Origin of the sequence: Xanthomonas sp. (assembly GCF_017163755.1) — a bacterium.
In the GTDB taxonomy this organism is placed as follows: Bacteria; Pseudomonadota; Gammaproteobacteria; order Xanthomonadales; family Xanthomonadaceae; genus Xanthomonas_A.
This window is the reverse complement of sequence record NZ_JAFIWC010000014.1, coordinates 107,032-121,885: the sequence shown is the minus strand read 5'-3', so window position 1 is coordinate 121,885 and position 14,854 is coordinate 107,032. Positions and strand designations below refer to the sequence as shown.

Here is a 14,854-nt window from a genome sequence, read left to right as displayed (position 1 = left end):
TCACGAGTTACGCATCATCGGCCGGCGCATGCGCGCCGGCGCTTCGGACCGAGGAATGAGCAGGCTGTTTAGAGACGTCGAGGGCGGGACTTTGTTCCCGCAGGGAAGCGTGGTCTGCATCGGCGCCTTCGATGGCCTGCACCTGGGCCACCGTGCGCTGGTGCGCCATGCGCTGGCGCGTGCCCGCGCGCTGGGCGTGCCGGCGGTGGCGCTGAGCTTCGAGCCGTTGCCGCGCGAGTTCTTCGCCACCGAGCTCCCGCCGCCGCGGCTGACCCTGGCGCGGGCCAAGGTCGAGGGCCTGCACAAGCTTGGCGTGGACAGCGTCGGCCTGCTGCGCTTCGACCGGCGGCTGTCGTCGATGAGCGCGCAGGACTTCGTACAGCGCACCCTGGTCGAACGCCTGCAGGCGCGCGAGGTGTGGATCGGCCCGGCGTTCCGTTTCGGCCACCGCCGCGGCGGCGACATCGCGCTGCTGCAGCAGATGGGCGCGCAGCTGGGTTTCAGCGCCGGCGAGATCGAGCCGGTGCACCTGCGCGAGGAGCGCATCTCCAGCACCCGCATCCGCGAGCTGCTGGTGGCCGGCGAGTTCGCCCATGCCGCCGAACTGCTCGGCCGCCCGTACGCGATCGACGGCCGGGTGGTGCGCGGCAAGCAACTGGGGCGCACGCTGGGCTATCCCACCGCCAACCTGCGCTTCACCCGCACGCCGGCGCTGTCGGGCATCTATGCGACCTGGGTGCACGGCGTGTCGGCGCGGCCATGGCCCTCGGTGTCCAGCTTCGGCACCCGGCCCACGGTGCAGGGCGTGGAGCCGTTGCTGGAGGCGCATCTGTTCGACTTCGACGGCGACCTGTACGGGCGGCACATCGAAGTGGAATTCGTCGCCAAGCTGCGCGACGAGGAGAAGTTCTCCGGTCTGCAGGCGCTGACCGAGCAGATGCACCGCGACGCCGAACGGGCGCGCGGCCTGCTGATTTCCGAGCAGGCGTCCGCACGCCCGTCTGCGGGTGCCGATAGTGCGAGTCCTTCGCAACAGCCCGCACATCCATGTGCGGACTCTTCAATTGATGCTGCACAACGGTAGATGCCCGTGACCCAAGACTACAAAGCCACCCTCCACCTGCCGGCGACGGACTTCCCGATGCGCGGCGATCTGCCCAAGCGCGAGCCGGACATCCTGGCGCGGTGGGAGAGCGAGGGCCTGTACGCGCGGCTGCGCGACAACGCCCAGGACCGGCCGCTGTTCGTGCTGCACGACGGCCCGCCGTACGCCAACGGCGCGATCCACCTCGGCCACGCGGTCAACAAGATCCTCAAGGACATCATCGTCAAGTCCAAGTACCTGGCCGGCTTCGATGCGCCGTACATCCCGGGCTGGGACTGCCATGGCCTGCCGATCGAGATCGCGATCGAGAAGAAGTTCGGCAAGGTCGGGGTCAAGCTGGACGCGGCGCAGTTCCGGCAGAAGTGCCGCGAATACGCCAACGAGCAGATCGAGATCCAGCGCCGCGACTTCAAGCGCCTGGGCGTTATCGGCGACTGGGACAACCCGTACCGCACGCTGGACTTCCATTTCGAGGCCAACGAAATCCGCGCGCTGGCCAGGATCGTCGAGAACGGCCATCTCACCCGTGGGGTGAAGCCGGTGCACTGGTGCTTCGACTGCGGCTCGGCGCTGGCCGAGGCCGAGATCGAGTACGCCGACAAGCAGTCGCCGGCGGTGGACGTGGCCTACGTGGCGCGCGACGGCGCGGCGCTGGCCGCGCTGTTCGGGGCGAGCCTGCCCGAGGACACCGAGGTGGCGGTGCCGATCTGGACCACCACGCCGTGGACGCTGCCGGCCTCGCTGGCGGTGTCGCTCGGGCCGCAGCTGGACTATGCGCTGGTCGAGGGCCCGCCGCGCGACGGCCGCCGCCGCTGGCTGGTGCTGGCCGCGGCGCTGGCCGAGCGTGCGCTGCAGCGCTACGGGGTCAACGAACTGGTGGCGCATGGCCATGCGGCCGGCGCGGCGCTGGAGCACCAGCTGCTGGCGCATCCGTTCTACGACGAGCGCGACATCCCGCTGATCCTGGGCGACCACGTCTCCGACCAGGACGGCACCGGCGCGGTGCATACCGCGCCCGGCCACGGCCAGGAGGACTACGTCGCGGCCAAGCAGTACGGCCTGATCGAGCGCTATACCGCCGCGCAGATCAACCCGATCGACGGCCGCGGCGTGTACCTGCCGTCGACGCCGCCGGCCGATGGCGTGGCGCTGGCCGGACTGCACATCTGGAAGGCCAACGACACCCTCGCCGAGGTGCTGGCCGCGCGCGGCGCGCTGCTGGCGTACGCGACGATGACCCACAGCTATCCGCACTGCTGGCGGCACAAGACCCCGATCGCGTTCCGCGCCACCCCGCAGTGGTTCATCTCGATGGAGCAGGCGAACCTGCGCGCCGACGCGCTGCAGGCGATCGAAGGCGTGCACTGGTATCCCGCCTGGGGCCAGGCGCGCATCGCCGGCATGGTCGCCGGGCGCCCGGACTGGACCATCTCGCGGCAGCGCACCTGGGGCGTGCCGATCGCGCTGTTCGTGCACCGCGAGACCGGCGAGCCGCATCCGCGCAGCACCGAGCTGATGCGCCAGGTCGCCGACCGCGTCGAGGAGAGCGGGGTGGACGTGTGGTACACGCTCGACGCGGCCGAACTGCTCGGCGAGGAGGCCGCCGACTACGACAAGATCACCGACATCCTCGACGTGTGGTTCGACTCCGGCGTCACCCACGAGGCGGTGCTGGCCGAGCGCGGCATCCCCAAGCCGGCCGACCTGTACCTGGAGGGCTCGGACCAGCACCGCGGCTGGTTCCAGTCCTCGCTGCTGACCGGCGTGGCGCTGGACAAGGCGGCGCCGTACCGGCAATGCCTGACCCACGGCTTCACCGTGGACGAGCACGGCCGCAAGATGTCCAAGTCGCTCGGCAACGGAATCGAGCCGCAGGACATCATGAAGACCCTGGGCGCGGACATCCTGCGCCTGTGGATCGCCTCGGCCGACTACAGCAACGAGATGTCGCTGTCGCAGGAGATCCTCAAGCGCAACGCCGACGCCTACCGGCGCCTGCGCAACACCGCGCGCTTCCTGCTCGGCAACCTGCACGGCTTCGCGCCGGCCGCGCACCTGCTGCCGCTGGCGGAGATGGTGGCGCTGGACCGCTGGATCGTGCATCGCGCCTACGAGCTGCAGGAGCGGATCAAGGCCGCCTACGAGCGCTACGACTTCGCCGAGATCGTGCAGGCGCTGCTGAACTTCTGCAGCGTGGACCTGGGTTCGCTGTACCTGGACGCGACCAAGGACCGGCTGTACACGATGGCCGAGGATTCGCGCGGCCGCCGCTCGGCGCAGAGCGCGATGTTCCACGTCGCCGAGGCGTTCGTGCGCTGGATCGCGCCGGTGCTGAGCTTCACCGCCGACGAGCTGTGGGGCTACCTGCCCGGCGAGCATGTCGGCAACGTGCTGTTCGCGACCTGGTACGAAGGCCTGGCGCCGCTGCCGGACGACGCGGCGCTGAGCGCGGCCGACTTCGAGCAGCTGCTGGCGCTGCGCGAGCAGGTGGCCAAGGTGCTCGAGCCGATGCGCGCCAACGGGGTGATCGGCGCGGCGCTGGAGGCGGAGATCACCGTCGCCGCCGACGCCGCGACCGCCGCCAGGCTGCAGCCGTTGCAGGAGGAACTGCGCTTCCTGTTCATCAGCGGCGACGTGAACGTGCGCGAGGCCAGCACCGACGAGATCTTCGTCAGCGCCGAGCCCACCGCCAAGCACAAGTGCGTGCGCTGCTGGCACCACCGCGCCGACGTCGGCGCCGAGCCGGCCCACCCGGAACTGTGCGCCCGCTGCGTCAGCAACATCGAAGGCCCGGGCGAGGAGCGGCGCTGGTTCTGATCCGCCGCGCCGCCGCGCCGCTGCCCGGGCGGGGAGCTCCCGCGCCGACGTCGCCGAGCGGCTTCGTCGCGCCGAAGCCTTCCGCGCCGGCGCTCCCACCCCACCATTCGCCCAAGGCGGAACCCGCGCATGACCGCAAGACCCAAACCCTCCGCGCTGATCTGGCTGCTGCTGTCCCTGGCCGTCATCGGCCTGGACCAGTGGAGCAAGGCCTGGGTGCTGTCCAGCCTGCCCGAGTACACCGCGGTGCCGGTGATCGACGGCTTCTGGAACTGGTACCGCACCTACAACACCGGCGCTGCGTTCAGTTTCCTGAGCCAGGCCGGCGGCTGGCAGCTGTGGTTCTTCACCGCGCTGGCGGTGGGTATCAGCGGCCTGCTGGCCTGGTGGCTGGCCAAGACCCCGCGCCGCGACTGGCGCAGCGCGGTGCCTTATGCGCTGGTGATCGGCGGGGCGATCGGCAACGTGATCGACCGGCTGATGCACGGCCACGTGGTCGACTTCATCCAGTGGCACTGGCGCGGGCACTACTGGCCGTCGTTCAACCTGGCCGACTCGGCGATCGTCGCCGGCGCGGTCGGCATCGCCCTGTTCGGCGTGTTCGACGGCAAGCCGAAGCAAAAAGCGGGATAATCCGATGCCCACCTCCCTGCCGAAGCGACCGGCCATCCCTGGCCGGACTGTCTAACTTATGGACGTACTGCTCGCCAATCCCCGCGGCTTCTGCGCCGGCGTCGACCGCGCGATCGAGATCGTCAAGCGCGCCATCGAGACGCTGGGCGCGCCGATCTACGTGCGCCACGAGGTCGTGCACAACCGCTTCGTGGTCGACGACCTCAAGCGCCGCGGCGCGATCTTCGTCGAGGAGCTGGACGAGGTGCCGGACGACTCCACGGTCATCTTCAGCGCCCATGGCGTGTCCCAGGCGGTGCGCCAGGAGGCCGAGCGGCGCGGGCTGAAGGTGTTCGACGCGACCTGCCCGCTGGTCACCAAGGTCCATTTCGAAGTGGCCCGGCATTGCCGCGCCGGCCGCGACGTGGTGCTGATCGGCCATGCCGGCCACCCCGAAGTGGAGGGCACGATGGGCCAGTGGAACCGCGAACGCGGCGCCGGGCGCATCTACCTGGTCGAGGACATCGAGCAGGTCGCCACGCTGGACATCCAGCAGCCCGAGAACCTGGCCTACACCACCCAGACCACGCTGTCGGTGGACGACACCCGCGGCATCATCGACGCGCTGCGCGCGCGCTACCCGGCGATGCAGGGGCCCAAGAACGACGACATCTGCTACGCCACCCAGAACCGCCAGGACGCGGTGCGCGACCTGGCCCGGCAGTGCGACCTGGTGCTGGTGGTCGGCTCGCCGAACAGCTCCAATTCCAACCGGCTCAGCGAGCTGGCGCGGCGCGACGGGGTGGAGTCCTACCTGATCGACGGCGCCGACGAGATCGACCCGGCCTGGGTCGCCGGCAAGCGCCGCATCGGCCTGACCGCCGGCGCCTCGGCGCCGCAGGTGCTGGTGGACGGGGTCATCGCGCGGCTGCGCGAACTGGGCGCCGACGGCGTCGGCGAACTGGCCGGCGAACCGGAGTCGATGGTATTCGCCCTGCCCAAGGAACTGCGCCTGCGCCTGGTCAATTGACCGGCGCCCGGCGCCCCCCTAGAATTGGCGGTTCAGCCGGAATAGCTCAGTTGGTAGAGCGGCGCATTCGTAATGCGTAGGTCGTAGGTTCGATTCCTATTTCCGGCACCAGTTGCAGCGAAGAAGGCAGCCCGCAAGGCTGCCTTCTTCGTTTCACGCAATGGACCCGCGGACGCCGCCGGAGCTTCCTGCGCCGCGGCCGGCGGTCGCCGCCTGGTGCGGGTTGCAGCAGCGCCGTCTCGTCACGGAACTTGCGCGCGTGCCCGCTCTGCGTTGGCGGATGTGACGGCCGTATGCATAGCTGCAGGTGCGGCAATGTGTCGCACGCAAAACCAGGCGCCGATTGCGCCGGATCATGGCCGAAGCCTTTCGGAAATGGCGCACGGCAGCATAAAATACGTCGTTAGTCGCGCATCGCCGGCCAGGATGCCGCGGGAACCGCGGAAGGCCTCTGCACGCCGTTCCGCGCTTCCGCAAATGCGCGGTTGCATCCCCTACGCAATTGGATCGTTCGATGATTCCGTTGAAACATCTTGGGCGCGTGCTGCGCCCCAGTCTGTTGCTGCTTGCCAGTGCGCTGCTGGCCGGCTGCAATTCGGCCATCCTGAACCCGAAGGGGCAGATCGGCCAGGACGAAAAGACCCTGCTGATCACCTCCGTGGTGCTGATGCTGCTGGTGGTGATCCCGGTCATCGTGATGACCCTGGCGTTCGCCTGGCGCTACCGCGCCTCCAACACCAAGGCGCGCTACGAGCCGAACTGGTCGCATTCCACCGCAATCGAGGTGGTGGTGTGGTCGATCCCGTGCCTGATCATCCTGGTGCTGGCGGTGCTGACCTGGCGCTCCTCGCACGCGCTGGACCCGTACAAGCCGCTGGACTCGGACGTCAAGCCGATCACCATCGAGGCCGTGTCGCTGGACTGGAAGTGGATGTTCATCTACCCGGAGCAGGGCATCGCCACGGTCAACGAGATCGTGTTCCCGGTCGATACGCCGCTGAACTTCAAGATCACCTCCGACTCGGTGATGAACTCGTTCTTCATCCCGCACCTGGGCACGCAGATCTACGCCATGGCCGGCATGGAGACCAAGGTGCACCTGATCGCCAACGAGGCGGGCGACTACTTCGGGCTATCGGCCAACTACAGCGGCCATGGCTTCTCGAAGATGCGCTTCGACGCGCGCGCCACCGACCAGGCCGGATTCGACGCCTGGGTGGCCAAGGTCAAGGCGTCGCCGAAGTCGCTCAACGCGACCGAGTACCAGGTCCTGGCGGCCAACCGCAACGACAAGGAACACTACCCGGTGACGTACTACTCGTCGGTGCAGGACGGCATGTTCAAGTCGCTGATCGACAAATACATGATGGGCAAGGGCCACCCGCACAAGCAGGGCCACGACGACCATCCGGCATCGGCTGCTGAGCCGGTCGCCATGTGCACTTCTGGAGACAAGTGATGCTAGGCAAACTCACGCTCGAGGCGGTTCCGTACCACGAGCCGATCGTCATGGGCGCGCTGGCCGGCGCCGGCCTGATCGGCCTGCTGATCATGGCGGCGATCACCAAGTACAAGAAGTGGGGCTACCTGTGGCACGAGTGGCTGACTTCGGTCGACCACAAGCGCATCGGCGTGATGTACATCGTCGTGGCGCTGGTGATGCTGCTGCGCGGCTTCGCCGACGCGGCGATGATGCGCACCCAGCAGGCCATCGCCCACGGCGGCAGCGAGGGCATCCTGCCGCCGCACCACTACGACCAGATCTTCACCGCGCACGGCGTGATCATGATCTTCTTCATGGCCATGCCGTTCATGACCGGCCTGCTGAACCTGATCGTGCCGCTGCAGATCGGCGCGCGCGACGTGGCGTTCCCGTTCCTGAACTCGCTGAGCTTCTGGCTGTTCGTGGCCGGCGCGGCGCTGATCAACATCTCCCTGGGCGTGGGCGAGTTCGCGCAGACCGGCTGGCTGGCCTATCCGCCGTTGTCGGGGCTGGAATACAGTCCTGGGGTCGGCGTCGACTACTACATCTGGGCGCTGCAGATATCGGGCCTGGGCACGTTGCTGACCGGCGTGAACTTCTTCGTGACGATCATGCGCATGCGCACCCCGGGCATGACCCTGATGCGCATGCCGATCTTCACCTGGACCGCGCTGATCACCAACATCCTGATCATCGCCGCGTTCCCGATCCTGACCGTGGCGCTGGCGCTGCTGGGCGCGGACCGCTACCTGGGCACGCACTTCTTCACCAACGACGGCGGCGGCAACGCCATGATGTACGTCAACCTGATCTGGATCTGGGGCCACCCGGAGGTGTACATCCTGATCCTGCCGGCCTTCGGCATCTTCTCCGAGCTGGTCGCCACGTACTGCCGCAAGCGCCTGTTCGGCTACACCTCGATGGTGTACGCGACCGCGTGCATCGGCGTGCTGTCGTTCGTGGTGTGGCTGCACCACTTCTTCACCATGGGCTCGGGCGCCAACGTCAATGCCTTCTTCGGCATCACCACGATGATCATCTCCATCCCCACCGGGGTGAAGATCTTCAACTGGCTGTTCACCATGTTCCGAGGCCGCGTGCACATGACCTCGCCGGTGCTGTGGACGATCGGCTTCATCATCACCTTCGTCATCGGCGGCATGACCGGGGTGATGCTGGCGATCCCGGCGGTGGACTTCGTGCTGCACAACAGCCTGTTCCTGATCGCGCACTTCCACAACGTGATCATCGGCGGCGTGGTGTTCGGCTACCTGGCCGGCCTGACCTACTGGTTCCCGAAGGCGTTCGGCTTCAAGCTCAACGAGAAGCTGGGCAAGGCCTCGTTCTGGTGCTGGATCATCGGCTTCTTCGTCGCCTTCATGCCGCTGTACGTGCTCGGCTTCATGGGCATGACCCGGCGCATGAACAGCTACAACCATCCGGAGTGGGCGCCGTGGCTGATGGTGGCCGCCGCCGGTGCGGCGATCATCGGCGTCGGCATCTTCCTGAACCTGCTGCAGATCGGCTACAGCGTCTGGAAGCGCAAGGACAACCTGGACCTGAGCGGCGATCCGTGGGACGGCCGCACGCTGGAATGGTCCACCTCCTCGCCGCCGCCGTTCTACAACTTCGCGGTGCTGCCGCACGTGGACGACCGCGACCAGTTCTGGGAAGACAAGCAGAAGGGCAAGGCCTGGGCGCGTCCGTCCAAGTACGAGCCGATCCATATGCCGCGCAACACCTCGGCAGGCGTGTGGATGGGCGCGTTCAGCGTGGTGCTCGGCTTCGGCCTGACCTGGCACATCTGGTGGATGGCGATCGTGGGCCTGGTCGGCATGGTCGGCGCGTTCATCGCACGCACGTTCGACGACGACATCGATTACTGGGTGCCGGCGGAAGAGGTGGAACGCATCGAGAACGAGCGTTTCGCGCTGCTGGAACAGCAACAGGCGGCGCAGGCCGCGAAGGCGGTCTGACATGTCCACCACGACTCTCGACAATCACGCCGCGCACGCGGACGGCCACCACGAGCACGAGCACCACGACGCCGGCGGCAACACCGTCTTCGGCTTCTGGGTCTACCTGATGAGCGACTGCCTCATCTTCGCCGGCCTGTTCGCGACCTACGCGGTATTGGCCGGCGCGACGGTGGACGGACCCACGGCCAAGGAGCTGTTCGACCTGAAGTTCGTGCTGGTGGAGACCTTCCTGCTGCTGTTCAGCAGCCTGAGCTTCGGCCTGGCGATGATCTCCGCGCACAAGCGCAGCCTCGGCGGCCTGTACGGCTGGCTGGCGGTCACCGCGGCGCTGGGCGTGGGCTTCCTGGGCATGGAAATCTTCGAGTTCCAGCACCTGATCCACCAAGGTGCCGGCCCCGGCCGCAGCGCGTTCCTGTCGGCGTTCTTCACCCTGGTCGGCACCCACGGCCTGCACGTTGCCTCGGGTCTGCTGTGGATGGCGGTGCTGGTGATCCAGATCGCCAAGAACGGCCTGACCCCGCGCAACAGCACCCGCCTGGCGTGCCTGAGCCTGTTCTGGCACTTCCTCGACGTGATCTGGATCGGCGTGTTCACCATCGTCTACCTGCTGGGAGCGCTGTAATGGCCAATCATCCTTCTTCCGACACGCATGCCGGCCACGCGCATGGCGGCGGCCTGAAGTCCTACCTGATCGGCTTCGTGATGGCGGTGATCCTCACCGTGATCCCGTTCGCGATGGTGATGAGCGGCGCCTTCCCCAAGGGCCTCACCGTGATCGTGATCGCGGTGCTGGCGGCGGTGCAGATGCTGGTGCATCTGATCTACTTCCTGCACATGGACCGTTCCGAGGAGCAGCGCTCCAACGTGCACGTGGGCCTGTTCTCGATCCTGATCATCGGCATCGTCGTGGTCGGCTCGCTGTGGGTCATGCACAACCTCAACGTCAACATGATGCATTGAGCCGCCACGCAGGTCCGGTTCTCGAAAGGCCGCCTCCGGGCGGCCTTCTTCGTATCGGCGACAGCGCCAGGCATGCGCGTGCCTGCGCGCCGGTGCGTCGGGCATGACCTATGGCATGGATGCGCACGCGTCCGCGCGGCATAGCATCGACGACCGATAGCTGTCGTACCCCACCCACTGGAGACCGCATGAACAAGTCCACCGCCTGGATGGCGTCGCTGTTGCTGGCCGCCGCCACCGTCGCCGGCCAGGCCGCGGCGCAGACGCCTCCACCGCAGGACGTACCGTTCGCCGGCACGCTGAAGATCGACGTGGACGCCACCGACCTGCAGCACCGGATATTCCGCGTGCGCGCCACGATCCCGGCCAGGCCGGGCCCGATGACCCTGCTGTATCCGCAGTGGATTCCCGGCAACCATTCCCCGACCGGGCCGATCGACAAGCTCGCCGGGCTGGTGGTCAAGGCCGGTGGCCAGGTGCTGCCGTGGCGGCGCGATCCGTTCGACGTGTACGCGTTCGACGTGGACGTGCCGCAGGGTGCCAGTGAGATCGTCGCCGAGTTCAAGTTCCTGTCCTCGCAGGGCGATGGCCAGGGCCGGGTGATGATGACCCCTGAGATGCTCAACCTGCAGTGGAACACCACCGCGCTGTATCCGGCCGGCTACTACGCGCGCAACATCAAGACCCAGGCCAGCGTGACCCTGCCGCCGGGCTGGAGCTACGCCACCGCGCTGGAAGCCGAGCGCCGGGTCGGCGACACGGTGACGTTCAAGCCGATCGACTTCGACGACCTGGTCGACTCGCCGATGTTCGCCGGCAAGCACTACAAGCGCATCGCACTCGACGCCGGCGGCAAGGCGCCGGTGCACCTGAACGTGTTCGCCGACGAGGCCAAGTACCTGGAAGCCACGCCGGAGCAGTTGAAGGCGCACGTGTCGCTGGTGCAGCAGATGGACCGGCTGTACGGCGCGCGCCACTTCGACCGCTACGAGTTCCTGCTGGCGCTGACCGACCGCCTCGGCGGCATCGGCCTGGAGCATCACCGCTCCAGCGAGAACAGCGGCCCGGTCGGCTATTTCACCGAGTGGGACAAGCGCTGGGCCATGCGCGACCTGCTCGCGCACGAGTACAACCACTCGTGGAACGGCAAGTACCGGCGCGGCGCCGACCTGGCCACGCCGAGCTTCAACGTGCCGATGGGCGACAGCCTGCTGTGGCTGTACGAGGGCCAGACCCAGTTCTGGGGCGAAGTGCTGGCGGCGCGCTCGGGCCTGTGGAGCGTGGCGCAGGCGCGCGACATGCTCGCCACCGTCGCCGCCACCTACGATCGCGGCCGTCCCGGCCTGGCGTGGCGCACGTTGCAGGACACCACCAACGACCCGACCATGTCGATGCGCCGGCCCAGGGCCTACCGCAACTACCAGCTGAGCGAGGACTACTATTCCGGCGGACAGATGCTGTGGCTGGAAGTGGACGCCAGGCTGCGCGAGCTGAGCGGCAACAAGCGTTCGATCGACGATTTCGCCAGGGCCTTCTTCGGCATGCACGACGGCGCCTGGGACGTGAACCCGTACACCTTCGACGACATCGTCGCCGCGCTCGATGGCGTGGCCGCGTACGACTGGGCCGCGTTCCTGCGCAGCCGCGTCGACGGTCACGGCCCGCTGACCGGCGGCATCGAGGCCAGCGGCTGGAAGCTGGTCTACACCGACGAGCCGAACGAGGCGGTCAAGGCGTCCGAGAGCGAAGGCAAGGGCATCAGCCTGACCTATTCGCTGGGCCTGAACATCGATGCGAAAGGCGAGGTGCAGGAGGTGCTGTGGGACGGTCCGGCGTTCGACGCCGGCCTGAGCAGCGGCAACACGATCGTGGCGGTGAACGGCCGCGCCTACAGCGCCGACGTGATCAAGGACGCGATCACGGCGGCCAAGGGCGCGGCGGCGCCGATCGAACTGTTGCTCAAGCGCTACGACCGCTACGACAGCGTGCGGATCGACTATCGCGGCGGCCTGCGGTATCCGCATCTGCAGCGCATCGCCGGAAGGCCGGATCGTCTGGGCGAACTGCTCAAGCCGCGCTGAGGCCGGCGACCTTGTTGGCCTGCCGCTGCGACGCGACCGGGGGCGCCATCTGCGAGGTGGAGGCTACGCCGGTCTTTTCGTAGCGCGAGCCGATGCGGGTTTGGTGGTCATGCCGCCGAGGTCGCTGTCAAAGTCCAGCTGTCGGCAGCGGCATGGGGGCCGCTGCCGTAATTGCGCGGCGCAGCATCGGCAGGCGCGATGCGGCTGTGGCCACTTCGGCAGGCCCAGCATCGGCGGCAGCACAATCGGATGACAGATCGGTAGACGCTGCGTTAAGCATCCTGCACAACTCTTAATGCCTTCAGTCTGGGGCGCGATGCGGCGGCCTGCGGGCAAAAATGCTGGCGCCTGCGTGCAGGATCAGGCAAAGTCCGGTTGCCCGTCGCGGCATCGCAGCCGCCCGCATTCGCAGTGAGCGGGGTTCGCTGACCGCTGCGACGACGAGCATGCAGTCGGTACAACGACGCGTATGGAGATTGGCGGGCGGCGCCGCACCGGCTACGCCCGCGATGGAACGGATCAGGAGAGATACCGTGCACGCCGAAGTGATATCCAGTGGAGTTGCCGCGCTACGTCTGAGCCAGGATCGCCGCCTGATCCGGGTCACCACCGCGCTGGATCCGGACACCTTCATCGTCAAGCGATTCGAAGGCACGGAGACGGTCTCGGCGCCCTACGCGTTCGCCGTCGACCTGCTGTCCGCGCAACGGCGCCTGGAGCTGAAGCAACTGGTCGGCCAGCCGATCCAGCTCAGCCTCGGCGACGAGTTCGACGACCGGGTCGTGCACGGCTACGTCAAGGAATTCGCGCTGATCGGCGCCGAGGGCGAACTGGCCGCGTACCGCGCCGAGGTCGCCCCATGGTTCGCGTTCCTGCAGTACACCAGCAACTGCCGCATCTTCCAGGACCTGAGCGTGCTGGAGATCGTCGAGCAGGTGTTCGGGGAATACCCCCAGCTGGCCGACTACAAGTACGAGCTCAACGTCGGCAACTTCCCCAAGCTGCCGTACTGCGTGCAGTACAACGAATCGGATTTCACCTTCGTCTCGCGTCTGCTCGAGGACGCAGGCATCTACTACACGTTCGTGCACGCCGACGGCGCGCACACGATGGTGCTGGCCGACGACTCCACCGCCTCCACGGCGCTGGGCGAGCCGGCGCCGGTGGCGTTCGTGTCCGACCAGGGCGTGCTGAAGACCCCGGGCCTGCACAGCTGGTCGGCGCGGCGCCGGGTCGGCCCGACCGCGCACGCGGTGAGCAGCTTCGATTTCAAGCAGCCGCGCACCGCGCTGTCGGCCAGCAAGGCGCGGTCGATCCCGGTCGGCGTGCTGCCGGAACTGGAGCGCTACCAGTACGACGGCGCGGCGCGCTTCGCCGACAGCCGCGTCGGCGAGGCGCTGGCGGCGATCCGCAGCGAGGAGGCGGCGTGGCCGACCAAGCTGTTCGAGGGCGCCGGCAACAGCACCGACCTGCAGGCCGGCGGCTGCTTCACCCTGGATCGGCATCCGGATTTCATCGGCCGCAGCGAGGACGACCGGCAGTTCTTCGTCGTGCAGCTGCACCGCGAAGGCCGCAACAACTTCTCCAGCGACTACAGCCAGGCCGAGGCGCCGACCTATCACTGCAGCGCCACCGCGCTGCGGCGCAAGATCCCGTACCGGCCGCTGCGCAACACCCCGCAGCAGCGCATGCCCGGGCCGCAGACCGCCACCGTGGTCGGCCCGCCGGGCGAAGAGCTGTACGCGGACCGCTACGGGCGGGTGAAGGTGCAGTTCCACTGGGACCGCAAGGGCCAGTTCCGCGAGAACAGCTCGTGCTGGATCCGCAGCGCCAGCCCGTGGGCCGGCGCCGACATGGGCGGCGTGTCGCCGCCGCGCGTGGGCCAGGAAGTGGTGGTGGACTTCCTCGACGGCGATCCGGACCGGCCGATCATCACCGGACGCGTGTTCAACGAGGACAACATGCCGCCGTTCGGCATGGAGGTCAGCGGCCTGAAGTCCAAGACGGTCAAGGGCGGCGGCTACAACGAAATGACCATGCACGACACCGCCGGCGGCGAGCTGCTGAACATGCGCGCGCAGCGCGACATGGTCACCACCGTGCTCAACGACCAGAACGCGACGGTGAAGAACAACAAGAGCACCAGCGTGGCGGTCAACCACAGCATGGACGTGGGCTCCAACCAGACCATCAGCGTCGGCGCCAACCGCGGCATCACCGTGACCGGCAACGACACGCTGGGCGTCACCGGCACCCGCAGCACCAGCGTCACCGGCGCGGTCACCGAAACCTACCAGGCCGGCGAGACCAAGACCATCGCCGCGGCCGGCTACACCGAGACCATCACCGGCGACTTCACCACTAGCCTGACCGGCAACTACACCAGCCAGCGCACCGGCGCGTGGAAGGAAACCGTCACCCAGACCTCGCTGCGCCAGGTGATCGGCAAGGTCACCGAGGAACTGAGCGCCGGGCGCGAGGTCAGCATCACCGGCCTGGACAAGCGCAGCGTGCAGGGCGCGGTGGAGGACGCCAACCTCGGCGCGCGCACGGTCAGCGTCGACGGCAACATGGAGCAGGGCATCACCGGCACCCACACCGTGATGTCCAACGGCAACATGACCCTGGCCTCGGGCAGCAACCTGACCGCGACGGTGGGGGGCGCGGCGATCGAGATCCTCGGCGACAAGATCACCATTTCCGCCGGCGGCTCGGTGATCGTCATCGACGGCTCCGGGGTTTCGGTCAACGGCTCGGAAATCAAGCTGAACTGCTGAAGCCTGGGAG

10 protein-coding genes and 1 tRNA gene are annotated in these 14,854 nt (G+C 67.7%); all 11 read left to right on the top strand.

Going from position 1 to position 14,854, the window contains the following annotated elements; translation table 11 throughout:
- Positions 1 to 55: 55 nt before the first annotated feature.
- The 11 genes from JR065_RS11250 (at position 56) to JR065_RS11200 (ending at position 14,844) form a co-directional block, all read left to right on the top strand.
- A complete protein-coding gene (locus tag JR065_RS11250) occupies positions 56 to 1,084 on the top strand; it encodes a bifunctional riboflavin kinase/FAD synthetase (RefSeq protein ID WP_206234256.1) in 1,029 nt (342 codons plus the stop codon).
- A 6-nt stretch (positions 1,085 to 1,090) separates the two neighbouring features.
- On the top strand, positions 1,091 to 3,922 hold the full coding sequence (ileS, locus tag JR065_RS11245) for an isoleucine--tRNA ligase (RefSeq protein ID WP_206234280.1): 2,832 nt from the start codon (positions 1,091 to 1,093) through the stop codon (positions 3,920 to 3,922).
- 129 nt (positions 3,923 to 4,051) lie between these two features.
- Positions 4,052 to 4,555 (top strand): signal peptidase II, encoded by a 504-nt coding sequence (gene lspA, locus JR065_RS11240; protein ID WP_206234255.1) that lies wholly within the window; start codon positions 4,052 to 4,054, stop codon positions 4,553 to 4,555.
- A 58-nt stretch (positions 4,556 to 4,613) separates the two neighbouring features.
- Positions 4,614 to 5,564 (top strand): 4-hydroxy-3-methylbut-2-enyl diphosphate reductase, encoded by a 951-nt coding sequence (gene ispH / locus JR065_RS11235; RefSeq protein WP_206234254.1) that lies wholly within the window; start codon positions 4,614 to 4,616, stop codon positions 5,562 to 5,564.
- 35 nt (positions 5,565 to 5,599) lie between these two features.
- A tRNA-Thr gene (locus tag JR065_RS11230) sits at positions 5,600 to 5,675 on the top strand.
- Between the two features lie 403 nt (positions 5,676 to 6,078).
- Positions 6,079 to 7,023, top strand: coding sequence for a ubiquinol oxidase subunit II (gene cyoA, locus JR065_RS11225; protein ID WP_206234253.1), 945 nt, complete (start codon positions 6,079 to 6,081; stop codon positions 7,021 to 7,023).
- Positions 7,023 to 9,023, top strand: a complete 2,001-nt coding sequence (gene cyoB, locus JR065_RS11220) for a cytochrome o ubiquinol oxidase subunit I (RefSeq protein WP_206234251.1) — start codon at positions 7,023 to 7,025, stop codon at positions 9,021 to 9,023. Before cyoA ends, cyoB begins: the two co-directional genes overlap by 1 nt.
- Position 9,024: 1 nt before the next feature.
- Positions 9,025 to 9,648 carry a cytochrome o ubiquinol oxidase subunit III gene (gene cyoC, locus JR065_RS11215; protein ID WP_206234250.1) on the top strand — a complete coding sequence of 208 codons (624 nt, stop codon included), beginning with the start codon at positions 9,025 to 9,027 and terminating at the stop codon, positions 9,646 to 9,648.
- Complete coding sequence (gene cyoD / locus JR065_RS11210) at positions 9,648 to 9,986, top strand: cytochrome o ubiquinol oxidase subunit IV (RefSeq protein ID WP_206234249.1); 339 nt, start codon at positions 9,648 to 9,650, stop codon at positions 9,984 to 9,986. Before cyoC ends, cyoD begins: the two co-directional genes overlap by 1 nt.
- Before the next feature lie 188 nt (positions 9,987 to 10,174).
- Positions 10,175 to 12,067: a M61 family metallopeptidase gene (locus tag JR065_RS11205; RefSeq protein WP_206234248.1), complete on the top strand. Its 1,893-nt coding sequence runs from the start codon at positions 10,175 to 10,177 to the stop codon at positions 12,065 to 12,067.
- A 533-nt stretch (positions 12,068 to 12,600) separates the two neighbouring features.
- Positions 12,601 to 14,844 carry a type VI secretion system tip protein TssI/VgrG gene (locus JR065_RS11200; protein WP_206234246.1) on the top strand — a complete coding sequence of 748 codons (2,244 nt, stop codon included), beginning with the start codon at positions 12,601 to 12,603 and terminating at the stop codon, positions 14,842 to 14,844.
- Positions 14,845 to 14,854: the final 10 nt, after the last annotated feature.